General features: G+C 57.6%; 26 protein-coding genes and 3 pseudogenes. 25 read left to right on the top strand and 4 right to left on the bottom strand.

The window, feature by feature from the left end; all coding sequences use genetic code 11:
* The first annotated feature begins 18 nt into the window (after positions 1 to 18).
* Positions 19 to 435 (top strand): DUF1330 domain-containing protein, encoded by a 417-nt coding sequence (locus SHIM_RS05485; RefSeq protein ID WP_241488796.1) that lies wholly within the window; start codon positions 19 to 21, stop codon positions 433 to 435.
* Between the two features lie 16 nt (positions 436 to 451).
* On the opposite strand, the gene SHIM_RS05480 is transcribed toward SHIM_RS05485, so the two are convergent.
* The 4 genes from SHIM_RS05480 to rpsF all read right to left on the bottom strand — a co-directional run bounded on the left by SHIM_RS05480 (position 452) and on the right by rpsF (position 2,282).
* Positions 452 to 916 carry a lytic transglycosylase domain-containing protein gene (locus tag SHIM_RS05480; protein ID WP_054001575.1) on the bottom strand — a complete coding sequence of 155 codons (465 nt, stop codon included), beginning with the start codon at positions 914 to 916 and terminating at the stop codon, positions 452 to 454.
* Positions 917 to 1,032: 116 nt separating this feature from the next.
* Entirely contained in the window at positions 1,033 to 1,659 is a 627-nt protein-coding gene (rplI, locus tag SHIM_RS05475) for a 50S ribosomal protein L9 (RefSeq protein ID WP_054001574.1), read from the bottom strand.
* A gap of 13 nt (positions 1,660 to 1,672) precedes the next feature.
* Positions 1,673 to 1,900, bottom strand: coding sequence for a 30S ribosomal protein S18 (gene rpsR, locus SHIM_RS05470; protein ID WP_008328567.1), 228 nt, complete (start codon positions 1,898 to 1,900; stop codon positions 1,673 to 1,675).
* 25 nt (positions 1,901 to 1,925) lie between these two features.
* On the bottom strand, positions 1,926 to 2,282 hold the full coding sequence (gene rpsF, locus SHIM_RS05465) for a 30S ribosomal protein S6 (protein WP_054001573.1): 357 nt from the start codon (positions 2,280 to 2,282) through the stop codon (positions 1,926 to 1,928).
* Positions 2,283 to 2,566: 284 nt separating this feature from the next.
* On the opposite strand from rpsF, the gene SHIM_RS05460 reads away from it, so the two are divergent.
* The 24 genes and pseudogenes from SHIM_RS05460 (at position 2,567) to cysE (ending at position 23,698) form a co-directional block, all read left to right on the top strand.
* Positions 2,567 to 3,061, top strand: coding sequence for a hypothetical protein (locus SHIM_RS05460; RefSeq protein ID WP_054001572.1), 495 nt, complete (start codon positions 2,567 to 2,569; stop codon positions 3,059 to 3,061).
* 172 nt (positions 3,062 to 3,233) lie between these two features.
* Positions 3,234 to 4,175 carry an ACP S-malonyltransferase gene (gene fabD / locus SHIM_RS05455; protein ID WP_054001571.1) on the top strand — a complete coding sequence of 314 codons (942 nt, stop codon included), beginning with the start codon at positions 3,234 to 3,236 and terminating at the stop codon, positions 4,173 to 4,175.
* Positions 4,176 to 4,192: 17 nt separating this feature from the next.
* Positions 4,193 to 4,930, top strand: coding sequence for a 3-oxoacyl-[acyl-carrier-protein] reductase (gene fabG, locus SHIM_RS05450; RefSeq protein WP_054001570.1), 738 nt, complete (start codon positions 4,193 to 4,195; stop codon positions 4,928 to 4,930).
* Positions 4,931 to 5,156: 226 nt separating this feature from the next.
* Positions 5,157 to 5,390 (top strand): acyl carrier protein, encoded by a 234-nt coding sequence (locus tag SHIM_RS05445; RefSeq protein WP_054001569.1) that lies wholly within the window; start codon positions 5,157 to 5,159, stop codon positions 5,388 to 5,390.
* 991 nt (positions 5,391 to 6,381) lie between these two features.
* Positions 6,382 to 7,641, top strand: a complete 1,260-nt coding sequence (gene fabF, locus SHIM_RS05435) for a beta-ketoacyl-ACP synthase II (RefSeq protein ID WP_054001567.1) — start codon at positions 6,382 to 6,384, stop codon at positions 7,639 to 7,641.
* A complete protein-coding gene (mltG, locus tag SHIM_RS05430) occupies positions 7,641 to 8,792 on the top strand; it encodes an endolytic transglycosylase MltG (RefSeq protein ID WP_054001566.1) in 1,152 nt (383 codons plus the stop codon). Before fabF ends, mltG begins: the two co-directional genes overlap by 1 nt.
* A 184-nt stretch (positions 8,793 to 8,976) precedes the next feature.
* A complete protein-coding gene (locus tag SHIM_RS20340; protein WP_193749861.1) occupies positions 8,977 to 9,327 on the top strand; it encodes a hypothetical protein in 351 nt (116 codons plus the stop codon).
* A pseudogene (locus SHIM_RS05425) lies at positions 9,275 to 10,597 on the top strand (DNA-packaging protein). The gene SHIM_RS20340 and the pseudogene SHIM_RS05425 overlap by 53 nt, the downstream one beginning before the upstream one ends.
* 154 nt (positions 10,598 to 10,751) lie before the next feature.
* The gene (locus tag SHIM_RS05420; RefSeq protein ID WP_054001565.1) at positions 10,752 to 11,930 is read left to right on the top strand and encodes a phage portal protein; all 1,179 of its coding nucleotides are present in this window, start codon (positions 10,752 to 10,754) and stop codon (positions 11,928 to 11,930) included.
* Positions 11,923 to 12,150, top strand: coding sequence for a GTA head formation protein, RCAP_rcc01685 family (locus tag SHIM_RS05415; RefSeq protein WP_054001564.1), 228 nt, complete (start codon positions 11,923 to 11,925; stop codon positions 12,148 to 12,150). The genes SHIM_RS05420 and SHIM_RS05415 overlap by 8 nt, the downstream gene beginning before the upstream one ends.
* Positions 12,151 to 12,171: 21 nt before the next feature.
* Positions 12,172 to 12,722, top strand: a pseudogene (locus SHIM_RS05410) (HK97 family phage prohead protease).
* A 31-nt stretch (positions 12,723 to 12,753) separates the two neighbouring features.
* On the top strand, positions 12,754 to 13,740 hold the full coding sequence (locus SHIM_RS05405) for a phage major capsid protein (protein ID WP_054001563.1): 987 nt from the start codon (positions 12,754 to 12,756) through the stop codon (positions 13,738 to 13,740).
* Positions 13,741 to 13,878: 138 nt separating this feature from the next.
* The gene (locus tag SHIM_RS05400) at positions 13,879 to 14,478 is read left to right on the top strand and encodes a head-tail connector protein (protein ID WP_054001562.1); all 600 of its coding nucleotides are present in this window, start codon (positions 13,879 to 13,881) and stop codon (positions 14,476 to 14,478) included.
* Positions 14,475 to 14,819 carry a head-tail adaptor protein gene (locus SHIM_RS05395; RefSeq protein WP_054001561.1) on the top strand — a complete coding sequence of 115 codons (345 nt, stop codon included), beginning with the start codon at positions 14,475 to 14,477 and terminating at the stop codon, positions 14,817 to 14,819. Before SHIM_RS05400 ends, SHIM_RS05395 begins: the two co-directional genes overlap by 4 nt.
* On the top strand, positions 14,816 to 15,232 hold the full coding sequence (locus SHIM_RS05390; RefSeq protein ID WP_054001560.1) for a DUF3168 domain-containing protein: 417 nt from the start codon (positions 14,816 to 14,818) through the stop codon (positions 15,230 to 15,232). The genes SHIM_RS05395 and SHIM_RS05390 overlap by 4 nt, the downstream gene beginning before the upstream one ends.
* 16 nt (positions 15,233 to 15,248) lie before the next feature.
* Positions 15,249 to 15,662 carry a phage major tail protein, TP901-1 family gene (locus tag SHIM_RS05385; RefSeq protein WP_054001559.1) on the top strand — a complete coding sequence of 138 codons (414 nt, stop codon included), beginning with the start codon at positions 15,249 to 15,251 and terminating at the stop codon, positions 15,660 to 15,662.
* Between the two features lies 1 nt (position 15,663).
* Positions 15,664 to 15,990, top strand: a complete 327-nt coding sequence (locus SHIM_RS05380; protein ID WP_054001558.1) for a gene transfer agent family protein — start codon at positions 15,664 to 15,666, stop codon at positions 15,988 to 15,990.
* Entirely contained in the window at positions 15,987 to 16,196 is a 210-nt protein-coding gene (locus SHIM_RS05375; protein WP_054001557.1) for a phage tail assembly chaperone, read from the top strand. The genes SHIM_RS05380 and SHIM_RS05375 overlap by 4 nt, the downstream gene beginning before the upstream one ends.
* Entirely contained in the window at positions 16,189 to 16,842 is a 654-nt protein-coding gene (locus SHIM_RS05370) for a phage tail tape measure protein (protein ID WP_054001556.1), read from the top strand. The genes SHIM_RS05375 and SHIM_RS05370 overlap by 8 nt, the downstream gene beginning before the upstream one ends.
* Positions 16,843 to 16,853: 11 nt before the next feature.
* Complete coding sequence (locus tag SHIM_RS05365) at positions 16,854 to 17,486, top strand: DUF2460 domain-containing protein (protein WP_054001555.1); 633 nt, start codon at positions 16,854 to 16,856, stop codon at positions 17,484 to 17,486.
* The gene (locus SHIM_RS05360) at positions 17,486 to 18,373 is read left to right on the top strand and encodes a DUF2163 domain-containing protein (protein WP_054001554.1); all 888 of its coding nucleotides are present in this window, start codon (positions 17,486 to 17,488) and stop codon (positions 18,371 to 18,373) included. The genes SHIM_RS05365 and SHIM_RS05360 overlap by 1 nt, the downstream gene beginning before the upstream one ends.
* Positions 18,373 to 18,822, top strand: a complete 450-nt coding sequence (locus SHIM_RS05355) for an NlpC/P60 family protein (RefSeq protein ID WP_054001553.1) — start codon at positions 18,373 to 18,375, stop codon at positions 18,820 to 18,822. The genes SHIM_RS05360 and SHIM_RS05355 overlap by 1 nt, the downstream gene beginning before the upstream one ends.
* A pseudogene (locus tag SHIM_RS05350) lies at positions 18,822 to 22,760 on the top strand (baseplate multidomain protein megatron). Before SHIM_RS05355 ends, SHIM_RS05350 begins: the two are co-directional and overlap by 1 nt.
* Positions 22,761 to 22,882: 122 nt before the next feature.
* Positions 22,883 to 23,698, top strand: a complete 816-nt coding sequence (cysE, locus tag SHIM_RS05345) for a serine O-acetyltransferase (RefSeq protein ID WP_054001998.1) — start codon at positions 22,883 to 22,885, stop codon at positions 23,696 to 23,698.
* Positions 23,699 to 23,712 lie beyond the last annotated feature (14 nt).

Below are 23,712 nucleotides of genomic sequence, written 5' to 3'. Positions count from 1 at the left end.
AACCGAAGGAGATTATTCTTGGCGCACACCGGGTTTGACCGCGAGACATTTGAGGCTTTCAAAAAAATGAATCGCGATGGGCCGATCCAGATGTTGAACCTCGTCAAATTGCGCGGTGCCGCTGAATACGAAGACGGGCGCGTGATGACCGGCAAGGAGGCTTATGCCGCCTACGGAAAGCAAAGCGCGCCGGTGTTTCAACGTTTTGGGGGCAAAATTGTTTGGCGCGGTGCGCAGGAAATGGTGGTGATCGGGCCAAGCGAGGAAAACTGGGATGTGTGTTTTATTGCAGAATACCCAAATCCGCAGGCCTTTGTCGCCATGCTGAGCGATCCTGAATACCGCGCGGCAATGCCGCACCGGCAGGCTGCGGTTGAGGACAGCCGGTTGATCCGAATGGCGCCGATCCCGTTGGGCGGAAATTTCGGAGAATGATCAACGGGTTCTGCGCTTAAGGCGCAAGCCCCGTTTCCTTTAGCAGACCTGCGCGCTTGGCTTCGGGGTAGTAGCCTTTTGCGTAAAGGAAAACCGCGCGGTCATAGTTTCCTTCGGCAACCAGAAGCGCGCCGCGTAGGTATTTGACGGCGTAAGTCAGGTTGGTTTCTGCATCGAGCAAGCCTGCGCGGTTGCCGGAATACCCCATACCGCGCGCGGTGGGCAGCTGGATTTGCATCAGTCCGATGTTGGGGCCGTTGGTGGCCGTGGGGCGGTGTGTGCTTTCCCGAATGATCACCCGATGCACAAGATCACGTGGCACCTCATAGAAATCAGCATATTTGTTGATCAAGGCCCGGAGCTCTGGTGTTTCGTTCGGATAAAGCGGTGGATCGATCGGCGCAGGATCGGGCACAGAACAAGCGGCGATCGCCAAAGCGGCGGTTAGCAGGAGGAAACCGCGACGGGGCAGGGTGAGCATGAGCTATCCTAGGCAAGGGGAGGTACATGCCCACTGTGCCTGATGATGCGCAAAAGAAAAGGCCGCGCCCGAGATACGGGCGCGGCCTGCGATTTATTGCTCAGAGAGAGAGGAGATTACTTCTCTTCTTCTTCCGCTGGTGCGTCTTCTGCAGGGGCGTCTTCGATCAGATCGTCGTCGTCCGATGCGGCAGCGCCGATATCGTCAAACAGTTCTGCAATTTCGAATTCTGCTTCTGCTTCTGCTTCGGCGGCCAGTTCCTGAATGGACTTGCCGGACGCCTGCAGTTCAGCTTCTTCTTCGGAGCGCGCGACGTTGAGGTGAATGGTCACGTCAACTTCGGGGTGCAGCAGAACGTGAACGTCGTGCAGACCCAGGTCTTTGATCGGCTGCGCCAGAACAACCTGTTTCTTGTCAACCGAGAAGCCTTCTTCGGTGGCGGCTTCGGCGGCGTCACGTGGCGTGACGGAGCCATAAAGCGCGCCCGCATCGGAGGCGGAGCGAATCACGATGAACTGCTGTCCATTGAGTTTCTCTGCCAGCGCAGCGGCTTCGGCTTTGGTTTCCAAGTTGCGTGCTTCGAGCTGAGCCTTGCGACCCTCAAAGGATGCGATGTTCGCAGCCGATGCGGTCAGGGCTTTGCCTTGTGGCAGCAGGAAGTTGCGTGCGTAGCCGGATTTAACGTCAACGACGTCGCCCATCTGGCCAAGCTTTGCAACACGTTCGAGAAGGATAACTTGCATTGTTCAGGTCTCCTTACTTCACAGCATATGGCAACAGGGCCAAGAAGCGCGCGCGTTTGATTGCACGAGCCAGTTCACGCTGTTTTTTGGCAGATACTGCGGTGATACGCGAAGGCACAATCTTGCCACGCTCAGAGATGTAGCGTTGCAGCAGTTTTGTGTCTTTGTAGTCGATCTTCGGCGCATTGTCGCCCGAGAAGGGGCAAACCTTACGACGGCGGAAAAACGGTTTTGCAGCCATGACTTAGTGTCCTTTCTTCAAGCGATCAGGAGCGGCGTTCGCGGCGGTCGCCACGTTCGTCACGTTTCTGCATCTGGACCGAAGGGCCCTCGGGATGCTCGTCGACCTTGATGGTCAAAACGCGCATTACGTCATCATGCAGTCGCATCAGGCGTTCCATTTCCTGAATGGCCGTCGCTGGCGCGTCGGTTTTCAGAAAGGCATAGTGGCCCTTGCGGTTTTTGTTGATCTTGTAGGCCATCGTTTTGACGCCCCAGTACTCGGACTCAACAACGGAACCGCCGTTGTCTGTCAGAACAGTGCTGAAGTGTTCGACGAGGCTTTCTGCTTGCGTGTTGGACAAGTCCTGACGCGAGATGAAAACATGCTCATATAGCGGCATGTGCTCTCCATTCATTTAAGAGGCGCATTTCAAAGAGCGGGGCAATTAAGTCCTTCGCACCCCACCCACGAGAGACTGCGCGGTTCAGATATTAGCGAAGGAAGGCGCTGTATAGCCGAAACTGGCGGAGGCGCAACCCTGAATGTGCCTTGTTTTCTTGGGCAACGAGGCACGCCTGAATTTCAGCTTCGGCACGGTGATTTCGCGAAGATGCCCCAATCTTGCCCGAATTGTTAAGCACGTTGTTAACAATGCGGTATCCCAAAACAAGCGGGAGTTCTAACATGATTGCGCTATCCAGTTTTATGGAAGAAGCCAGATCCCGTGTGGCCACGGTAGAAGGCAAAGGCCAGCCCTTTGGTATTAAGGCGGCCTCTGTATTTTTCGGGTTCGCATTTATCTGGGCTGGCGTCGGGCTTTGGTTGGTACCAGGGCTGGAAATGACGTCGTATGTGATGTTGGCCAAAATGGGTCTGTCGATCCTGTTGGTAACGGCTGGTGTTGGCATGACGCAAATCGCCACGGACAAACCACGCAAAGAGCTGCATTTTGATGCGCGCAACCGTCAACTGCTGGTTCTGGAGAGCCTGCCACGGCAACGCATGCAAGTGGTTCAGACCATCAACTATGAAGAAATTTTCCGTGTGGACGTGTCTGACACTTTGCTTGAAGTGAGCGGCGAAAATGGCGGTGTTCTGGTGGCGTTGGATCTGGATGGCGAGCATGCGCGATTGGATGCAGTGGCGCAGCTGCGCAGTCAGGCGATTTTCCCCTGCTGAGATGACTTCCTTGAGGATTAGAATGACGGCGTGAGGCTTCTCGCGCCGTTTTTGTTTTTGGCGGGCAAACCGGTACGGATCAGTGCGGCAGGTGACCTTTGGGTGCAATCCCGTTGCGCCAAGCGTTGCGGCGCGGTATTCCCCGACGAAAGATAACGTGAGGAGGCGATCTATGAGCCGCGCATTTGTATTTCCGGGGCAGGGTGCTCAGACTATTGGCATGGGGCAGGCTCTTGCCGCCGCTTATCCGCAAGCCAAAGCCGTGTTTGACGAAGTAGACGACGCGCTAGGGGAAAGCCTAAGTGGGCTTATCTGGGAAGGTGAGCAAGATGTGTTGACGCTGACACAGAACGCGCAGCCGGCTCTTATGGCCACGTCTTTGGCGGCGATGAAGGCGTTGGAAGCCGAAGGTGTTGGCATTGACGCGTCCGTCTGCGTTGCTGGACATTCGCTTGGCGAATATTCCGCACTGGCGGCGGCAGGCGCGTTGAGCATTGCCGATACGGCGCGTTTGTTGCGCATCCGAGGAGAAGCCATGCAAGCCGCCGTTCCGGTGGGTGAGGGCGCGATGGCGGCCATTCTCGGGCTGGACTTTGCGGCTGTGAAAGAAGTAGCCGAAGCAGCGGCACAGGGCGACGTTTGTCAGGCGGCCAATGACAATGATCCCACACAGGTTGTGGTCTCGGGCGCCAAAGCCGCTGTGGAGCGCGCAGCAGAGATTGCCAAGGAGAAAGGCGCGCGTCGCGCCGTGATGTTGCCAGTGAGCGCGCCGTTTCATTGCGCGTTGATGCAGCCTGCGGCAGATGTGATGGCCGAAGCTTTGGCAGGGGTGGAAATCAAAGCGCCTGCGGTGCCAGTGATCGCAAACGTATGCGCGGCGGCTGTGACCGATCCGAGCGAAATCCGCGAATTGCTGATCGCACAGGTGACCGGATCGGTGCGCTGGCGCGAATCGGTGGTGGCAATGGCTGCGGATGGCGTCACCGAGTTCTGGGAGATTGGCGCGGGCAAGGCATTGTCGGGCATGATCAGAAAAATAGACCGAGGGAATGCTGTGCGTGCCGTGGGTACGCCGGACGATGTAAAAGCTGCAGTAGAAGCGCTGAACGGCTAAGGGATAGGAAGTAAGATATGTTTGATCTGACTGGAAAAACCGCTTTGATCACCGGAGCATCTGGTGGCATTGGCGGCGCGATTGCAAAAGCGTTGCACGCTGCGGGCGCTACTGTAGGCCTGTCGGGCACCCGCGTGGAGCCGCTTGAGGCTTTGGCCGCTGAACTGGGTGAACGTGCGCACGTGCTGCCCTGTAACCTGAGCGACGGCGCGGCAGTGGATGCCCTGCCAAAGCAGGCGATTGAAGCCATGGGCAGCGTCGATATTCTGGTGAACAACGCAGGTATCACCCGCGACCAGATTTTCATGCGTATGTCCGATGATGAATGGCAGAGCGTGATTGATGTAAACCTGACCAGCGCCATGCGCCTGTGTCGCGGGGTTATGCGTCCAATGATGAAGTCCCGTTGGGGTCGGATCATTAACATCAGCTCAATCGTCGGTGCGACCGGCAACCCCGGACAGGTGAATTATGCGGCCTCCAAGGCGGGCATGGTCGGCATGACCAAGTCCATCGCCTATGAGGTGGCGAGCCGGGGAATCACTGCGAACGCGATCGCGCCGGGTTTCATTGCTACCGCCATGACCGACAAGCTGACGGATGATCAGAAAGATAAGATCAACACGCAGATTCCGGCCAATCGCATGGGCGCCGCCGAAGAAATTGCAGCCGCAGTTCTTTATCTTGCAAGCCCTGAAGCGGGTTATGTGACCGGTTCGACCTTGCATGTGAACGGCGGCATGGCCATGTTGTGAGCATTGGCGGCTCCTGAGAGGGGGCCGCTGTTGTCGTCGGGGAAAGCGTTTGCCTTGTTTGGCGGATGTGCTATAGGCGGCAAAGAATTTCTCCGAGTGCCTTCGTGGCGACCGGAGACTTACCGGTAAGCCGGACCAAAACCGCCCCTTTGGGGTATTTATCAATCCTGCCACGCCGGTGGGGGAGCAACTGGGCCACTTGGCCCGACACGAATGAGGAATTGACATGAGCGACGTCGCAGACCGCGTTAAAAAGATCGTTGTAGAGCACCTGGGTGTAGAAGAAGACAAAGTTGTTGAAGCGGCTTCCTTCATCGACGATCTGGGCGCAGACAGCCTGGACACTGTGGAACTGGTAATGGCCTTCGAAGAAGAGTTCGGCATCGAGATCCCAGACGACGCAGCTGAAACCATCCAGACTTTCGGCGACGCTGTGAAGTTCATCACCGAAGCTTCTTAAGCTCGGGAAACGGTTTTTGCCGTTTAAGGCCCTCGCCATTGGCGGGGGCCTTTTCTGTGCGCCCTTCAGCCCTCAATTTTGGAAAACCTCTCTTTTAGTTTATGTTGTTGGCGCGTGGCCCACGAGATCAAAAGGGAAGGAAAATCAGAATGAAGAGGATCGAATTTACCAGACTTCTGAAAGCCAGCATTGGGTTAGCCTGTTCTTTGTTCATGGTTTCTGCTCTTCCGAGCAGTGCTGAAGGACCGGAGTCATTACCGTCCGGGGGCGTCAATTATACGCGGATGAATTGCGATAGTTTGCGTAAACACAAAAAAAGCGAGACGGGGTATTTGTACGAAGGTCAGGATGACATTGATGAATTTGAGCAAAAGCAACGAATATTCCAGAAATAATTCCGAGGACTTGAAGCTCAAAAAGCTGACTTAGACAAAGCTTGGAAAGCGGAAGGCGACCGTGCGCGTAAGAAGTCATTGAAGACTGCGTCAAAGGCTGTGAATAGAAACATGAATGAAAAGCGTACTGAGCTCAAACTGGTTGCTCGGAACCTTGACGTCGCCGAAGACAATGTAGGCCTAACAGAACGTCGCCTTAAAGCAATTGCGAAGGAACTGAAGTCGCGGTGCGGGAAGAAATAGGAGCAAGCCAAAAAGAAGGTACCAAATTCGGATCCAAAGGCGACGCAGCCGAAACCATCCAGACCGTTGGCGAGGCTGTGACCTTCTTCACCGAAGTTTCCTAAGCTCCGAAAGTCGGGAACGCGCTCTGAGTTGGACCGGTTCCTGATGCAAAATTTGAAACGGCCGTCTCGCTCAAAGCGCGGCGGGCGTTTCCTTTTTTGGATCAGACGCGCCAGAGAAAATTCGCGAATAGCGTTGAAAGCCGAAGGCGTGACCCCCAAATGGGCGCAAGGTTTCGCGGCCCGTGGTCTTGCTCAAGACGATGGTAACGCGGTAAGAGCAAGAAAAGACTTCTGAGGAAGGGCATAATTATGCGTCGTGTTGTTGTCACCGGGCTTGGGCTCGTCACTCCTTTGGCTTCCGGAGTGGAAGAAAGCTGGACCCGTATTCTTGACGGTCAGTCCGGAGCTGGAACCATCACCCGGTTTGATCCCGAGCGTGTGACCACGAAATACGCCTGTGAGGTGCCGTATGGCGATGGCACGGACGGTACGTTCAATCCGGACGATTGGATGCTGCCCAAAGAGCGTCGTAAGGTAGACGATTTCATTCTCTATGGTCTGGCCGCATCTAAAATGGCGGTTCAGGACGCTGGATGGATGCCGGAAGATACGGAATCGCTGGAACGCACTGGGGTCATGATTGGCTCTGGTATTGGCGGTTTGCAGTCGATTGAAAAGACAACTCTGATGATGGCCGAAAAAGGCCCGCGTCGCGTGTCCCCGTTCTTTATTCCCGGTGCGTTGATCAACCTGATTTCTGGTCAGGTCAGTATTGAATATGGCTTCAAAGGTCCGAACCACTCGGTTGTGACAGCTTGTTCCACTGGTGCGCACGCCATTGGTGATGCGGCGCGTTTGATTGCCAGCGACGATGCAGACGTGATGGTTGCAGGTGGTGGCGAAGCCGCAATCTGTGAGATCGGCATTGCAGGCTTTAACGCCTGTAAAGCGCTGTCGACTAAGTTTGCCGATACGCCTGAGAAAGCCAGCCGCCCATATGACAACGACCGCGATGGATTTGTCATGGGCGAAGGAGCCGGCATCGTTGTGCTGGAAGAATACGAACACGCCAAAGCGCGTGGCGCGAAGATTTACGCCGAAGTATTGGGCTATGGCCTGTCGGGCGACGCTTATCACATCACTGCACCTGCCGAGACCGGTGAAGGTGGCGAACGGTCGATGCGCGCAGCGCTGAAGAAAGCGGGTCTGGAACCCAAAGACATCGACTACATCAATGCGCACGGTACCTCGACCATGGCCGACACCATCGAGTTGGGCGCAGTTGAACGCCTGTTGGGCGACCATGCGGGTAATGTGACCATGTCGTCGACCAAATCGATGACCGGCCACCTGTTGGGCGCTGCGGGCGCGATTGAAGCGATTTTCTCGATCCTCGCGATCCGGGATCAAGTTGCACCGCCGACCATAAATCTGGACGAACAGGCCGTGGACACAAAGATCGATCTTGCGCCCAACCAGAAGCGGGAGCGCGAAATCAATATCGCTCTGTCCAACAGCTTTGGCTTTGGCGGAACCAACGCGTCGGTGATCTTTGGAAAGGTTGACTGATGTGGCGCCACATCGCGTCTAATGCGGTCACATTGCTGGTCGTGGCCCTTTTCCTTTTAGGTGGCCTGATCCTGGCGGCGCAGACGACCTATCGCGCTGAAGGCCCGCTATCTGAAGCGATGTGTTTGCGGGTGCAGCCCGGATCAAACATGAGCCGCGTGTCGGCCGACCTTGAGAAAAACGAAGCCATTGCCAACGGCGCGTTGTTTCGGATTGGCGCTGACTATGCAGGTAAAGCGGACAAACTGAAGGCCGGTAGCTTTCTTGTGCCTGAACAGGCCTCGATGGAAGAAATTGTAGACATTGTTACGCGTGGTGGGGCGAGCACATGTGGGACCGAAGTGGTCTATCGCGTGGGGGTCACCCGTCAGCAAGTGCAAGTGCGTGAGTTGGATCCGACGACAGGACGGTTTGTGGAAGTGGCGGAGTTTAGCCCTTCTGAAGACGAGGCGCCTGAGGCGTTCACGGCGGTTCGTGACCAGGCAGATACGCGCTATCGCATCGCGGTGGCCGAAGGCGTGACCAGCTGGCAGGTGATGGATGCGCTCAACAACATCGACTTGCTGAGCGGCGAGATTTCGCAACCTGTCGAGGGCAGCCTCGCGCCCGACAGCTATGAAGTGCGCCAAGGTGACACCCGTGAGAGTGTGATTGTCCGCATGGCTGAAGCCCAGACTGTGTTGTTGAACGCAGCTTGGGAATCGCGGTCTGACGATGTTCCGCTGAATTCGCCGGAAGAAATGCTGATCCTTGCGTCGATCATCGAAAAAGAGACCGGCGTGCCGGAAGAACGGCGTCAGGTGGCAAGCGTGTTTGCCAACCGTCTGGATCGTGGCATGCGGCTTCAGACCGACCCAACCGTGATCTATGGTGTCACCAAAGGCGTTGGAGTGTTGGGGCGTGGGCTGCGTCAAAGTGAGCTGCGCGGACCTACTCCTTGGAACACTTACGTGATTGAGGGCCTGCCGCCCACGCCGATTGCCAACCCAGGACGGGCCAGTCTGGAGGCCGCTGCCAATCCTGATGAGACGCCATACATCTTCTTTGTGGCGGATGGCACTGGCGGGCATGCGTTTGCAGAGACCCTTTCTGAGCATAACGCCAACGTTGCTGAATGGAGAAAAATCGAGGCAGAGCGCGCCAACGATTAATGTGTTGCCTCGCGCCTATAGAGTGCGACCTACGCGGTAACCCGTTCAAAATAATACTGTATTAGATGTGTCATGGTTTGATCCATGATGCGGGAAACCACCTTAAGCGGCGTCGGATCTTCCGAGGCCGTTTTTCGTGTTTCTTGTTTGGAGGGGAAGCCACGCATGAGAGGTATGAGCCCAAATGACCCCCACATACACGCCAAAGACCGGTTTGGCGCTGGACCCAGAGATTGCGGCCGTCAAGGCGGCGCTGCGATCTGCAACTGACGATCTCATTGTGATGTGCACCCAGCTTCAGGCTGTCAGTGCGGTTTTGCCAGGCAACGCCGGGCAAGTTTTGAACGAAGTGCGCCAGTGCATTCGCATGGCGATTGAAGCGGAGAGTGACATTGAAAAACGCGACCTCAAAACCGGTGCGAGCCGTGGCGGACCTGACATCGACCTCGAGCGGGCAAGATCTTCGATCCGGTGCCGCTTGGATCGCCTCAGAGACTGCCGAGATACAGGCCGAATTCCTCGACGACCTGAGTGAGGAAGATTTGCTGGCGCTGCCTTTTTTGTTCGATTTTTGGGCCTTGCCGCACCAACTGCCGCCGGAGGGCGGGTGGAAGAGCTGGGTGATCCTTGGGGGACGTGGTGCCGGGAAAACCCGTGCCGGGGCGGAATGGGTGCGCAGCAAGGTCGAGGGCGCGGGTCCACTGGATGCTGGTCGCGCGCGACGGGTTGCCCTAGTGGGGGAGACAATTGATCAGGTGCGCGAGGTGATGGTGTTCGGCGAGAGCGGACTTTTGGCTTGTTCCCCGCCGGATCGGCGTCCGGTGTGGGAGGCTGGTCGTAAGCGGCTTGTTTGGCCGAACGGAGCCGTAGCGCAGGCGTTTTCTGCACATGACCCCGAAGGGCTGCGCGGGCCGCAGTTTGATGCGGCCTGGGTGGATGAATTGGCAAAGTGGCGCAATGGCCAAGCGACGTGGGATCAGTTGCAGTTTGGGCTGCGGTTAGGTGCGCACCCGCAGCAATGCGTGACGACCACTCCGCGCAATGTCGGGGTGTTGAAAGTGTTGCTAAAGGCACCAAGCACGGTGACGTCTTCGGCGTCGACAGAGGCAAACCGGGCCAACCTGGCACTGAGCTTTCTTGAAGAGGTGCGTGCACGTTATGACGGCACGCGGCTGGGGCGGCAGGAACTCGACGGGCATCTTCTGGAAGACAGTGAGGGCGCGTTGTGGCGGCGGTAATCGTTGGATGCAGGCCGATTGGCGGAGGTCCCGGAGCTGGACCGTATCGTCGTGGCGGTGGATCCACCGGTCACCGGGCACGCCGGTTCGGATGCGTGCGGCATTGTGGTGGCGGGCGTGATCGCCAAGGGGCCTGTGCAGAACTGGCGCGCAGTGGTGCTGGATGATGCAACCGTTCGGGCGGCCACGCCGGATGCCTGGGCACGGGTCGCGCTGGCGGCGATGGAGGCTTGGGGTGCTGAGCGGTTGGTGGCGGAGGTCAATCAAGGCGGGGATTTGGTGCAATCCGTTATAAACCAAATTGACCCGTTGGTGCCGTTCAAAGCTGTGCGGGCCACGCGCGGAAAGGTGGCGCGGGCGGAACCTGTGGCGGCACTTTATGAACAGGGCCGTGTCGCGCACATGCAGGACCTGGACGCGCTGGAAGATCAAATGTGTGCAATGACCACACATGGGTTTGACGGCAAAGGCAGTCCGGATCGGGTGGATGCGCTGGTGTGGGCCCTAACGGAGTTGGTGATCGAACCTGCCGCGAGTTGGCGTCGCCCGAGGATGCGCGCGCTTTGAACCTTACAAACAAGGCGCAACGGGGATCGCGCGCCGGGATGGGCACAATTTAAGAAAAAGGGTGGATAACTGTTCTTGTCCAAAGCGGACACAGGATTTGAGACCAGGCGGAGCGATAGGCTTTGCAGGTGATATCAGGCGGGAGCGGCACGGGATGTTATTGGATTTTCTACGGCGCGAGGCGACGGCGACACCGGAAACGAAAGCCAGCGCGACAGGGCCGGTTATGGCGTGGCACGGTGCGGGGCGCGTCGCTTGGAGTCCGAGGGACACCGTGTCGCTGACGCGTTCGGGTTTTGCAGGAAACCCGGTTGGGTTTCGCTCGGTCAAACTGATTGCTGAGGCGGCTGCGGCGCTGCCGCTCGTGTTGCAAACTGCAAGCGAGCGGTTTGAAACACACCCTGTTTTGGCGTTGATCCGGTCGCCGAACATGGCGCAGGGGCGCGCCGAGCTGTTTGAGGCGCTGTACAGTCAACTTTTGCTGTCGGGAAATGGCTATGTCGAGGCCGTTGGTCATGAGGACGGTCTGCCTTTGGAGCTGCATGTTCTACGGTCGGACCGCATGAACGTGGTGCCTGGCGCGGATGGCTGGCCTGTGGGGTATGAATATGCGGTAGGGGCGCGCAAACACCGGTTCGATGTTGGCGAGCGGTCGCCGATCTGCCACATCAAAGCATTTCATCCGCAGGACGATCACTATGGGTTTTCTCCGTTGCAGGCCGCAGCGATGGCAATTGACGTGCACAACAGTGCGTCGCGATGGTCGAAGGCGCTGCTGGACAATGCGGCGCGACCGAGCGGGGCAATTGTGTATCGCGGAGCAGAGGGTCAAAGCAGCCTGAGCACAGATCAATATGATCGCTTGATCGGCGAAATGGAGAGCCATCATCAAGGCGCGCGCAACGCTGGCAGACCAATGTTGCTGGAAGGTGGACTGGATTGGAAACCGATGGGGTTTTCACCAAGCGACATGGAATTCCAAAAGACCAAAGAGGCGGCTGCGCGGGAGATTGCCCTTGCGTTTGGGGTTCCGCCGATGCTGCTGGGCATTCAGGGGGATGCGACTTATGCGAACTATCAAGAAGCGCATCGGGCCTTTTTCCGGCTGACGGTGTTGCCGTTGGCAACGCGTGTGGCCGCGACCGTCGGGGACTGGTTGGCGGGATGTGCTGGTGAAGAAGTCACGCTGAAGCCGGATCTGGATCAGGTGCCAGCGCTGGCGGGGGAGCGGGATGCGCAATGGGCGCGTGTGGCGACGGCTGATTTTCTTAGCGAAGCAGAGAAACGTGCGCTGTTGGGCTTGCCGCCGCTGCAAGGAGACGCGGATGAGTGAACATCGGATTGGTTTTGAAGCATTTGACTGCGCGCCGGGGTTGCGTCTTGAGGCGCATGAACGGGTCGCGAAATTGCAGTTTGATAGCTTGAACAGACGGTTGGACAAGATGGAAAGTGCGATTGAAAAGCTGGAAAGGCGGCTTTGGTTGACAGTTTACGGCGTGGTTGGCGTGATCCTGGCACAGGCGTTTCAATCGGTGATGGGTGTGACGCCGTGAAGGGCGGAGAAGGGAAGTGGTATGACGGTGGAAATAGAACTGGAACGCAAATTTGCGCGATTTGGCGATGGGTTGTCGGTGGCGGACGGCACAAAGATTGAGGGCTATGAGTCCTTTTTGGCAAGACCGACCGTGGCGGAGATGTGGTGCGCAAAGGAGCGTATGCGGCATCCCTTGAGGCGCTAAAGCTCGCGGGCAGATCCGTCAAAATGCTGTGGCAGCATGACCCTGCGCAACCTATCGGGATTTGGGATGAGGTAAACGAGGATGGGCGAGGCCTTTGGGTCAAAGGGCGACTCTTGACCGATGTAGTCAAAGGGCGTGAGGCGGCAGCCTTGATTGAGGCGGGCGCGATTGACGGTTTGTCGATCGGCTATCGTACGGTGCGCGCCACAAAGAGCGAAAAGGGCGAAAGGCTCTTGCAGGAACTGGAACTCTGGGAAGTGTCGCTTGTGACCTTCCCGATGTTGCCCAGTGCGCGGGTGGCGGCGAAGGAGGAAGCTCCGACGGACGGCCTGCGGGAACTGGCGGCGATCTTTGACGACGCGCGCCGAGAACTGACGCCAAACTAAGGCGTCGCTAACAAAAGACGGGAACAAGCTGATGAGCAAGACCGAGAGCCTTTCTCGGACCGGGGAAGGTGTGTCCCCAGTGGCCGAGATGAAATCCGCCGTGTCGGGTTTTGTGAGCGAACTCAAGATTTTCCAAGAAGATATTCAGACAGAAATGAGCAAACAGAAAGAGCGAGTGACCATGCTTGAACGCAAGACAGTGCACGCGGCGCGGCCGCATCTGGCAGCAGCAACCGTTTTTGATGCGCCCCACAAGAAAGCTTTTGACGCCTATCTGCGCAGCGGTGAAGACGATGGCCTGCGAGGGCTGGAGTTGGAAGGCAAAGCCATCGAGACAGGCACGCCGACGATCGAGCGCATTTCAATTCCGTTGCATGAACTTTCCGCTTTGCCAAAAGCGTCGCAACGCCTGTTGGATGACAGCGCATTTGACATTGAGGCCTGGTTGGCGGGACGTATCGCAGACAAGTTTGCCCGCGCCGAGGCTGCGGCCTTTATCAATGGCGACGGTGTGGACAAGCCGATGGGCATCATGACCCATCCGTCGGTGGATGACGCCAGTTGGTCTTGGGGCAACCTAGGCTATGTGGCGACTGGTATGGACGGCGATTTTGACGGTGGGGATGCGATCATCGATTTGGTCTATGCGCTTGGCGCACAGTATCGCGCCAACGCCAGCTTTGTGATGAACTCAAAGTCCGCGGGTGCGGTGCGCAAGCTCAAGGACGCAGATGGCCGCTTCCTTTGGTCGGATGGTTTGGCGGCCGGTGAGCCGGCACGCTTGCTTGGCTATCCGGTGCTGATCGCCGAGGACATGCCCGACATCGCCAGCGGGGCGGATGCGATTGCCTTTGGTGATTTTGCAGCTGGGTACACGGTGGCAGAGCGCCCTGATCTGCGTGTTCTGCGTGATCCGTTCAGCGCCAAGCCGCATGTGATGTTTTACGCCACCAAACGCATTGGCGGCGACGTCAGTGATTTTGCGGCGATCAAACTCCTGCGCTTTGCGCTGAGCTGATTATCGGGTGGGTCGGGCGGGTCATGCCGCCTGATCCGCGCGCGCGGGACGTCCTTGCGTTGTCTGGTAAACCCCCTCCGTTCAAGCAACGTGAAGGCGCGCGTCAAAGTTGAGTAACGAGATTTTCGGAGTGATTCCATGATGTTGGTCGAAGAGACTTCGGTGCCGGTTGCGGCGCTTCCGATTGCGGAATTCCGCGAACACTTGCGGCTTGGCACAGGATTTGCCGAGGATGGTTTGCAGGACACTGTGCTGGAGAGCTTTCTGCGTGCCGCGATGAGCGCTTTGGAGGCCCGTACTGGCAAGGTGCTGTTGAACCGAGCCTTCGGGTGGACCCTAGAGGCATGGCGGCGCTTGGATACACAGACCTTGCCCGTTGCGCCAGTGACGGCGTTGACGGAGGTCAGTTTGACCAATCGCGCGGGAGAAGAAGTGACGGTGGCTTCTTCAAGCTATCGGTTGGTGGCCGACGCGCAGGCGCCTCAAATACGCGCTACGTTGGCTTGCTTGCCCCAGATTCCCGAAGGGGGAACGGCGAAAGTGCGGTTTGAAGCCGGATTTGGCGCGGCGTGGGCGGATGTTCCCGTAGATTTGCAACAAGCCGTGCTGATGTTGGCCGCGCACTATTATGAGTATCGCCACGACACGGCGTTGCAGGGAGGCTGCATGCCGTTCGGTGTTTCAAGCCTGATCGAACGGTATCGTCCGGTGCGGCTTGGTGCGGTGGCAAGTCAATGAGTGCCTTGACGGTGACATTGTCGCGCCAACTTGTGTTGGAGGTTCCTGTGCAAGCGCCTGATGGCGCCGGTGGATATGCGCGAAATTGGCAGGCCCTGGGCACGCTTTGGGCGGAGGTGACGGCGTTAAGTGGACGGGAACGCGATGGCGGCGATGTGTCTATGGCTACGGCGAGATTTCGCATCACCGTGCGTGGTGCGTCTGTGGCGTCGAGCAAACGCCCCGCGCCGGGACAAAGGTTCCGGGATGGTCCACGGGTTTTCACAATCCAATCGGTCAGCGAGCGCGACGCACTGGGGCGATACCTCCAGTGCCTCGCGGTAGAGGAGGTCGTGACATGAGCTATGGCGCGGCGCAGGCCCTCCAACAGGCCGTCTTTGAGAGATTGAGCACCGACGCTGGTGTGATCGCGGAAGTCGGCACGGCCGTCTATGACGCGGTGCCGCAGGGCGGCTTGCCCGATCTTTATGTGAGTTTGGGACGGGAGACGGCGCTGGATCGGTCAGACAAGGACAGCGCTGGAGTGGAGCACCGGTTCGAGATCTCTGTAATTGCGGATCAAGCGGGGTATGTGGGGGCCAAATCGGCAGCCGGTGCGATTTGTGACGCCTTGGTTCATGCCGATCTTACGCTCACGCGGGGGCGGCTCGTCTACCTCAACTTTGATCGCGCGGTGGCGCGTAAAGACACAAGCGCAAACTTGCGCCGGATTGATCTGCGGTTTCGCGCGCGGATCGACGACATGCAACCTTAACAGACGGAGACGGACAATGGGTGCTCAGAACGGCAAGGACCTTTTGATCAAGGTAGATCTAACCGGAGACGGCCAGTTTGAAACGGTCGCAGGACTGCGCGCTTCGCGCATCAGCTTTAACGCTGAAAGTGTTGACGTGACCTCGCTTGAAAGCCAGGGCGGGTGGCGTGAACTGCTGAGCGGGGCAGGGGTGAAAGCCGCCTCGATCAGCGGATCGGGTGTGTTTAAGGACGCCAACACGGATGAGCGCGCCCGTCAGATCTTTTTTGACGGCGAGACGCCTGGGTTTCAGGTGATCATTCCGGATTTTGGCACTGTGGAAGGGCCTTTTCAGATCACAGCGATCGAATATGCGGGCAGCCACAATGGTGAGGCGACTTATGAGCTTTCGTTGTCGTCTGCTGGCGCGCTGACATTTGTGGCGGCCTGAGATGGCCAATCCCTGGGCCGGTGAAGTGGCGATTGAACTGAACGGTGCGCGACATGTGATGAAGCTGACATTGGGTGCGCTTGCAGAGCTTGAAGAGCACTTGGGCGCCGACAGTCTGGTGGCATTGGTTGAGCGGTTTGAGGGCCGCGGGTTTTCGGCGCGCGATGTGAGCGCGTTGATCCTTGCGGGGCTGCGCGGTGGTGGCTGGCAGGGCACTGGCACGGACTTGTCTAACGCGGAGATTGGTGGCGGGCCACTTGAAGCCGCGCGGGCTGCGGCGGTGTTGCTGGCGCGAGCCTTTAGCCTGCCCAGTGACGGGGACACATGAGCCGGTTTGATTGGGGAAGTTTGTTGGGCTGCGCCATGCGGCAATGTCGGCTTCGCCCCGAGGAATTCTGGGCGCTGACACCGGTTGAGTTCGGCGTTTTGTTGGGCACTGACGCGGCAGGTGCAGCGCTGAGCCGTGATGGATTTAAGGCGCTGATGGCGGCGTTCCCGGATCAAACAGACATAGAAGGAACTAGCGATGGATGAGATCGACGGCCTTGAGATGCAAATCGAAGCCTTGGAGGTGACGCTTGGTGATGCAAGCGCCGTCGTTTCGGGATTTGATGGCGAACTGCAACAAATGCGGACGTCGTTGGCGGCGACGGGCACAGACGTGGCAGCGCTGGACAAAGGTATCAGCCGCGGGTTGCGTAAGGCTTTTGATGGTTTGGTGTTTGACGGGAAAAACCTGTCTGACGCGTTGGAAACGTTGGCAAAGTCGATGATTGACGCCACCTACCGTGCCGCGATGAAACCGGTGACGGACCAAGTGGGCGGGCTGATTTCTAGCGCCGTAGGGGGCTTGATGGGCGGCATTTTCCCGTTTGCTGATGGGGCCAGTTTCTCACAGGGACGGGTGCAACCATTTGCCAATGGTGGCGTGGTGTCAGGTCCTGTCGCCTTTCCTATGCGGGGTGGGCTTGGCTTGATGGGCGAGGCGGGCCCTGAGGCGATCATGCCGCTTGCGCGTGGGAGCGATGGCAAGCTGGGCGTGCGAAGTGGTTCAAGCGGAGGATCTGTGAGTGTTGTCATGAACATCTCCACGCCGGATGTGGACGGGTTCCGACGGTCACAGGGTCAAATCGCCACTCAGATGAGCCGCGCGCTCGGGCGTGCACAACGTAACAGATAGGAGGTAAGGCCATGGGATTTCACGAGGTACGATTTCCGGCCAATCTGAGTTTTGGCTCGGTCGGCGGGCCGGAGCGGCGGACAGAGGTCGTGACGCTGGTCAACGGCTTTGAGGAGCGCAACTCGCCCTGGGCACATTCCCGCCGTCGATATGACGCAGGTGTCGGGATGCGGTCGCTGGATGACGTTGAGACGTTGATTGCGTTCTTCGAGGCGCGACATGGCAAGCTGCACGGGTTTCGCTGGAAGGATTGGTCAGACCATCGTAGCTGCGTTTCATCTGCCGACATTGATTACCGCGATCAGGTGATTGCGGTTGGCGACGATGTCACCGACCAATTTCAGTTGATGAAGACCTATCGTTCCGGCGTCCACAGTTATGCCCGTCCAATTTTAAAACCGGTTTCCGGTTCGGTGAAGATTGGCATCTCCGAGGATGAATTGCGCGAGGGCGTGGACTTCGAAATTGAAGAAAGCAGCGGAATTGTCACGTTTGATCACCCGCCAAATGCGGATCGGGAAGTTACCGCTGGGTTTGAGTTCGACGTGCCAGTGCGATTTGACACTGCCCACATTCAAACCAGTGTGGCGAGTTTTAAGGCCGGGGATGTGCCAAGTGTTCCTGTGGTGGAGGTGCGGGTCTGATGGCATTTCATGACGGGTTGAAGGCGCATCTTCAAAACGGCACCACCACAGTGGCACGCGCCTGGCAGATCATGCGCAAGGATGGAATGACTTTTGGATTCACGGATCACGATTGTGATTTGGCGTTTGAAAACATGGTCTTTCGCGCCGCTACGGGGTTAAGCGCGACGGCCATCGAGCAGGGCGCCGGGCTTTCTGTGGACAATCTAGAGGCCGTTGGCGTGCTGAGTGATGCCGCCGTGCGGGAAGAGGACATCGATGCCGGTCGGTTTGACGGCGCGCAGGTTACGGCCTGGATGGTGAATTGGAAAAACGTCACCGAAAGGCAGGTGCTGTTTCGCGGTTCAGTCGGTGAGATACGGCGCACAGGTGGGGCCTTTACGGCAGAGCTTCGGGGGGTGAGCGAGACGCTCAATATCCCGCATGGGCGCATCTATCAGAAGCCGTGTTCTGCGGTCCTTGGGGATGGGCGATGCAAGTTCGATGTGACAGCGCTGGGGTTTGTCGAGGACCGCGTAGTGGCGGACGTTGAGGATAGTCGCATCCTGCGATGGGATGGTTTTAACGGGTTTGAACCGGGTTGGTTCACGCGCGGGCGTTTGATTGTTCGCGACGGTGCAGGGGTCGACCTTGACGGGTTGATCAAGGTGGATCGTTTTCTTGAGGGGGGGCTACGTGAGATTGAATTGTGGGAACCTTTGCGCGCTGACCTAAAGTCCGGAGACTTGGTGCGGTTGGTCGCTGGGTGTGACAAGCGATTTGACACGTGTCGGTTCAAGTTCGGTAATCTTCTGAACTTTCAGGGGTTTCCAGACATTCCTGGCGAAGATTGGATCACCAGCTATCCGGTCTCGGAGGCTGACAACAGCGGCGGGAGTTTGCGGTGATGGGCGATCAAGGGCCGCGCGCGGCGGAAATCGCGCACCAATGGATCGGGACGCCCTATCTACATCAGGCAAGCCGAAAGGGCGCAGGTGCCGATTGCCTTGGGCTGATACGCGGGGTTTGGCGTACATTGTATGATCAGGAACCTGAAACACCGCCAGCTTACAGTCGAGATTGGTCTGAACCTGCCGGCACTGAAGCGTTGTGGCGGGCGGCTCGACGCCATTTGACGGCAAAAGAAAAGCATGCGGCGTGGGATGTGGGTGACGTTTTGCTGTTTCGCATGCGTGCTGGGGCAGTCGCAAAGCATATGGGCATATTGGTACGGACAGGCACGGATGCGGCATTTGTACATGCCTACAGCGGCCACGGCGTCGTTGAAAGCGCGCTTGGCACAGCGTGGCGGCGACGGGTTGTCGCGCGGTTTGAGTTTCCAAGGGAGAGTGGCTGATGGCGACGGTAATTTTAGCAGCCGCAGGGGCGGCAATTGGCGGTTCTCTAGGGGGCACGCTGGCGGGAATATCATCGGTGGCAATCGGGCGGCTCGTGGGGGCCACTGCTGGACGGTTGATTGACCAACGCCTGATGGGGGCTGGGTCGGATGTGGTCGATGCGGGAAAAGTGGAACGCTTTCGGTTGACCGGATCAGCCGAAGGGGCAGCGGTCAGGCGCGTCTATGGTCGGATGCGCGTTTCTGGACATGTGATCTGGGCCACGCAGTTCATGGAAAATGTAACCATTACCGGTGGCGGCAAGGGCGCGCCCGTGACGCCCAAGACGCGCGAACACAGCTACACAGTGTCGCTGGCAATCGCGCTGTGTGAAGGGGAAATTGCACGGGTAGGCCGTGTTTGGGCGGATGGCATGGAAATTTCGCCTGAGGATCTGAATATGCACATCCATTATGGCACACCGGACCAGTTGCCGGATGCCAATATGGAAGCGATTGAAGGGGCCGGCGCTGTGCCTGCATTTCGCGGCACCGCGTATGTTGTTTTCGAAGATTTGGAGCTGTCCGCGTTTGGCAATCGCGTACCGCAATTCTCTTTCGAAGTGGTGCGTCTGTCGCCACAGGCACAGGCGAGTGCGGAAAGCGACTATGCGCAAACCGTTCAAGCGGTGTCGCTGGTTCCGGGGACCGGGGAATATGCGCTTGCGACGACGCCGGTCTTTTATCGCCGCGGCCCGGGTGAGGAATGGAACGCCAACGTTAATAGTCCCGCGGGAAAAACAGATTTTGTGAGCTCGATGCAAGCTTTGGACGAAGAATTGCCTAACTGCAAAGCCGCGTCACTCGTGGTGAGTTGGTTTGGCGACGACTTGCGCGCTTCGGAATGCCAATTACGCCCAAAGGTTGAAGACTCTGATGTTGATGGGCGCGATATGCCTTGGAATGTGTCTGGCCTGCCTCGAAGTGGCGCACAAGTCATTGCGCAACTGGATGATCGGCCAATTTATGGCGGCACACCGACGGATACCTCTGTTGTTCAGGCAATCGAGCATATGCGCAACGCTGGTCAGTCTGTGATGTTCTATCCCTTCATTTTGATGGAGCAAATGGCGGACAATGGTTTGCCGGACCCATGGACTGGGGCGGTCGACCAACCGGTCTTGCCATGGCGCGGGCGCATCACCAGCAGCGTTGCGGTCGGATTGGACGAAAGTCCCGACGGTACATTGCAAGCCGAAGACGAAGTCGTGGCCTTTTTCGGGACGGCAAGCGTTGGTGATTTCACCATTGCCGAAGGCTCTGTTGTCTATAGTGGTCCGTCGGAGTGGCGCTATCGTCGGTTCATTCTACACTATGCCGCGCTTTGCGCCGCTGCGGGCGGCGTTGACGCGTTTTGTATTGGGTCTGAGATGCGTGGGCTGACCCAAATTCGAGGTCCAAGTGGATTTCCAGCCGTCGAAGAGCTGCGCAGCTTGGCGGCTGATGTGCGTGAAATTTTGGGCGAGGACACCAAAATCGGCTATGCGGCCGATTGGTCGGAATATTTCGGATACCACCCGCAAGACGGGACTGGCGACGTTTATTTCCATCTCGATCCGCTGTGGTCAGATGAGGACATCGATTTTGTTGGCATCGACAATTATATGCCACTCTCGGATTGGCGTGACGGGCCGGAGCATCTGGATGCGCAAACTTGGACGTCGTTCCATGATCCCGCTTATCTGCGCGCAAACATCGAGGGAGGAGAGGGTTATTCTTGGTTCCATCCGTCTACGGCCACGCGTAAGGCACAACGGCGTGTCGGGATTTCCGATGGCGCACACGCGGAGCCATGGGTTTTTCGATACAAAGACATACGTGGCTGGTGGGCGCATGCACATCACGAACGGATAGGTGGAGTCCGGTCCACCTCCTCAACCGATTGGGAACCGCAGTCAAAGCCGATCTGGTTTACCGAAATCGGGTGTGCAGCCGTCGACAAAGGCACAAATCAGCCCAATGTGTTTTACGACATTCGGTCGTCGGAATCCGGGTTGCCTTATTTCTCAAACGGGGCGCGCGACGATACGATCCAACAAGTTTATATCCAAGCTATGCACTCATATTGGGGGTTGGCTGAGAACAACCCAATTTCAACGCTTTATGCGGCGCCCATGATAGACACGAAGCGGATGTTTGTCTGGGCGTGGGACACGCGGCCGTTTCCGTTTTTCCCCAACAACCGCACGCTGTGGAGCGATGGGCGCAACTATGGGGGCGGGCATTGGATCAACGGGCGCACGGGGAACCGGACACTGGCGTCTGTTGTGGAGGAAATCTGTCTTGCGGCGGGAGTGACGAACTACAAAGTGTCCGGCCTGCGGGGCATAGTGCGCGGCTTTGTCGAAACGGATGTTTCAGACGCACGCTCGGCATTGCAGCCCCTGATGCTGCGCTATGGGTTTGATGCGTTGGAAAGAGATGGGGTATTGTCCTTTGCGATGCGTGGCGACAAAACCGCTGTTCCTCTCAAGGTCGAAGGACTCGCGGTTTCTGAGGATCTGGATGGGGACATAGAAAAACAGCGGGCGCCCGATGCGGAAATTTCAGGCCGTGTCAGGTTGAGTTTTGTCGAGGCTGAGCGAGACTTTGAAGCCTTGTCTGAAGAAGCGATTTTACCGGGGGATGAAAGCCTTGCGGTAACCCAAAGCGAAATCCCTTTGGCTATGACGCGTGTTGAAGGCCGTCAAACTGTGGAACGCTGGTTGGCAGAAGCGCGAGTGGCACGAGATAGCGCTCGGTTTTCGCTGCCTCCTTCGTTGTTGCATTTGGGTGTTGGCGATACGCTGTTTCTGAAGCGGGAGGACAATCTGCAAAGTGCAGAAAGCGACGGTCCGTATCGCATCGACCGTGCGACGCAAAGTGGCGCACAAGTGATCGAAGCCACGCGACAGGAAGACTCGGTCTACGACATATCGCCTTTATCAGAGGAGACTCCGAGAACAATCCCGTTTGTTGCGCCCGTGCCTGTGCAAAGCCTGTTTTTGGATTTGCCTTTGTTGAGGGGGGATGAGGTTGCGCATGCCCCGCATGTCGCAGTGACAGCCCGTCCGTGGCCGGGATCGGTTGCGGTATACGCCGCGGACGGGGATGAGGATTACACGCTCAATAGGTTGGTGACATATCCTGCAGTGATTGGTGTGACTGAAAGCCCGCTTGGCGCGGGGCCGATGGGGCGGTTTGATCGTGGCGCGCCGCTACAAGTTAAAATGTTGACCGGAGAACTGTAGAGCGTCAGCGACACGCGATTGCTAAATGGTGGCAATCTGTTTGCCATTGGTGATGGGACCGCGGACAATTGGGAATTGCTGCAGTTTCAGTACGCGGACGTGTTGGAAGAAAATCGGTATTTGTTGAACAAACGGTTGCGTGGGCAGTTAGGATCGGAAGTTACAACAAACCATGTTTGGCCAGCGGGTTCTTGGATCGTTGGCATCTCCGACGCGGTGACACAGTTGGATCTGACCGCGGCCCTACGCAACGTGGCGCGCCATTACCGGATTGGTCCGGCGGGGCGTGGTTTATCAGATCCGACTTTCACACACTCCGTACAGTCGTTTTCAGGTGTTGGATTGCGCCCTTACGCACCGGTGCATTTGCGGTCACTGAGTGAGATCGGTGGCGGCATGACGCTAGACCGGGTGCGACGAACACGACTTGATGGAGACGGTTGGGAGGCGGCAAACCCTCCGATTGGGGAGGACAACGAGACCTATTTGGTGCGCGTGCGCAGTGGCGTTCAGATTTTGCGTGAAACGGAGGTTGGTCAACCCGTTTGGACATATGCGGCAGGCGAAATGGCGGTGGACGGGGTTTCAGCCGGAGACGTCGTAGACGTCGCACAGATTTCGGCGCGGTTTGGGCCGGGAAAAGCCGCAACGTTTGATCCGGGATTCTGATCGGATCGCGGGAAAGTGAACCGCAGGAACACATCCCGAAATGTGATTGCATGTTTCACGGCTTTGAATTTGCGGGTGGTCACCTATCTGTAGTAGATTGGTGCGGAGATAATGAGGACATCATGGCTGAGTTGAGACCTAAACTGACCGAAATCGACCCGGTGTGGCAGCGCATCACCGATGAGGCGCGTGAGGCTGTTGCCGAGGAACCGCTTATGGGTGGTTTGGTACACGCATGTGTCTTGCACCATGCGTCTTTGGAGCGCGCGTTGAGCTATCGCTTTGCCGCGAAACTGTCATCCAATGAGATGTCGATGGTGATCTTGCGGGAAATCGGGGATGAGGCTTTTGCCTCGTCGCCGGAATTGACCGAAGCGGCGCGTTCGGACCTCATGGCGATCTTTGAGCGTGACCCCGCGTGTCACAGGTTGTTGCAGCCAATCCTTTATTTCAAAGGGTATCAAGCGGTTCAGGCCTATCGCATCGGCCATTGGCTGTGGCAGCAGGGGCGTACGGATCTGGCTTATTTCATCCAGATGCGTGCCAGTGAAATCTTTGGAATAGACATTCATCCTGCCGCTCGGATTGGCAAAGGCATCATGATCGACCATGCGCATTCCATCGTCATCGGTGAGACCGCCGTGGTTGGCGACAACGTGTCGATGTTGCACTCGGTGACGCTTGGCGGGACCGGCAAGGAAGAGGAAGACCGCCACCCAAAAATTGGAGATGGTGTGTTGATCGGTGCCGGCGCCAAAGTGCTTGGCAATATCAAAGTCGGCCACTGCAGCAGGATTGCCGCCGGATCGGTTGTGTTGCAGGAAGTGCCCCCGTGCACCACCGTTGCTGGCGTACCGGCCAAAGTGGTCGGCGAAGCGGGGTGTGATCAGCCTGCCGTCAGCATGGATCAGGATTTTGTGGACTGTTCCAAGGCCTGAATTAGCGGGATTAT

Source organism: Shimia sp. SK013 (assembly GCF_001292625.1).
GTDB lineage: Bacteria > Pseudomonadota > Alphaproteobacteria > Rhodobacterales > Rhodobacteraceae > Shimia.
The sequence above is the reverse complement of the archived record's forward strand: the minus strand, read 5'-3'. Positions and strand labels throughout refer to the sequence as shown.

Excerpts from the sequence above, each read along its gene's own strand:
- SHIM_RS05480 (WP_054001575.1), bottom strand. The coding sequence starts at position 916 with ATGCTCACCCTGCCCCGTCGCGGTTTCCTCCTGCTAACCGCCGCTTTG.
- rplI (WP_054001574.1), bottom strand. The coding sequence starts at position 1,659 with ATGCAAGTTATCCTTCTCGAACGTGTTGCAAAGCTTGGCCAGATGGGC.
- rpsR (WP_008328567.1), bottom strand. The coding sequence starts at position 1,900 with ATGGCTGCAAAACCGTTTTTCCGCCGTCGTAAGGTTTGCCCCTTCTCG.
- rpsF (WP_054001573.1), bottom strand. The coding sequence starts at position 2,282 with ATGCCGCTATATGAGCATGTTTTCATCTCGCGTCAGGACTTGTCCAAC.
- SHIM_RS05460 (WP_054001572.1), top strand. The coding sequence starts at position 2,567 with ATGATTGCGCTATCCAGTTTTATGGAAGAAGCCAGATCCCGTGTGGCC.
- fabD (WP_054001571.1), top strand. The coding sequence starts at position 3,234 with ATGAGCCGCGCATTTGTATTTCCGGGGCAGGGTGCTCAGACTATTGGC.
- fabG (WP_054001570.1), top strand. The coding sequence starts at position 4,193 with ATGTTTGATCTGACTGGAAAAACCGCTTTGATCACCGGAGCATCTGGT.
- SHIM_RS05445 (WP_054001569.1), top strand. The coding sequence starts at position 5,157 with ATGAGCGACGTCGCAGACCGCGTTAAAAAGATCGTTGTAGAGCACCTG.
- fabF (WP_054001567.1), top strand. The coding sequence starts at position 6,382 with ATGCGTCGTGTTGTTGTCACCGGGCTTGGGCTCGTCACTCCTTTGGCT.
- mltG (WP_054001566.1), top strand. The coding sequence starts at position 7,641 with ATGTGGCGCCACATCGCGTCTAATGCGGTCACATTGCTGGTCGTGGCC.
- SHIM_RS20340 (WP_193749861.1), top strand. The coding sequence starts at position 8,977 with ATGACCCCCACATACACGCCAAAGACCGGTTTGGCGCTGGACCCAGAG.
- SHIM_RS05420 (WP_054001565.1), top strand. The coding sequence starts at position 10,752 with ATGTTATTGGATTTTCTACGGCGCGAGGCGACGGCGACACCGGAAACG.
- SHIM_RS05415 (WP_054001564.1), top strand. The coding sequence starts at position 11,923 with ATGAGTGAACATCGGATTGGTTTTGAAGCATTTGACTGCGCGCCGGGG.
- SHIM_RS05405 (WP_054001563.1), top strand. The coding sequence starts at position 12,754 with ATGAGCAAGACCGAGAGCCTTTCTCGGACCGGGGAAGGTGTGTCCCCA.
- SHIM_RS05400 (WP_054001562.1), top strand. The coding sequence starts at position 13,879 with ATGATGTTGGTCGAAGAGACTTCGGTGCCGGTTGCGGCGCTTCCGATT.
- SHIM_RS05395 (WP_054001561.1), top strand. The coding sequence starts at position 14,475 with ATGAGTGCCTTGACGGTGACATTGTCGCGCCAACTTGTGTTGGAGGTT.
- SHIM_RS05390 (WP_054001560.1), top strand. The coding sequence starts at position 14,816 with ATGAGCTATGGCGCGGCGCAGGCCCTCCAACAGGCCGTCTTTGAGAGA.
- SHIM_RS05385 (WP_054001559.1), top strand. The coding sequence starts at position 15,249 with ATGGGTGCTCAGAACGGCAAGGACCTTTTGATCAAGGTAGATCTAACC.
- SHIM_RS05380 (WP_054001558.1), top strand. The coding sequence starts at position 15,664 with ATGGCCAATCCCTGGGCCGGTGAAGTGGCGATTGAACTGAACGGTGCG.
- SHIM_RS05375 (WP_054001557.1), top strand. The coding sequence starts at position 15,987 with ATGAGCCGGTTTGATTGGGGAAGTTTGTTGGGCTGCGCCATGCGGCAA.
- SHIM_RS05370 (WP_054001556.1), top strand. The coding sequence starts at position 16,189 with ATGGATGAGATCGACGGCCTTGAGATGCAAATCGAAGCCTTGGAGGTG.
- SHIM_RS05365 (WP_054001555.1), top strand. The coding sequence starts at position 16,854 with ATGGGATTTCACGAGGTACGATTTCCGGCCAATCTGAGTTTTGGCTCG.
- SHIM_RS05360 (WP_054001554.1), top strand. The coding sequence starts at position 17,486 with ATGGCATTTCATGACGGGTTGAAGGCGCATCTTCAAAACGGCACCACC.
- SHIM_RS05355 (WP_054001553.1), top strand. The coding sequence starts at position 18,373 with ATGGGCGATCAAGGGCCGCGCGCGGCGGAAATCGCGCACCAATGGATC.
- cysE (WP_054001998.1), top strand. The coding sequence starts at position 22,883 with ATGGCTGAGTTGAGACCTAAACTGACCGAAATCGACCCGGTGTGGCAG.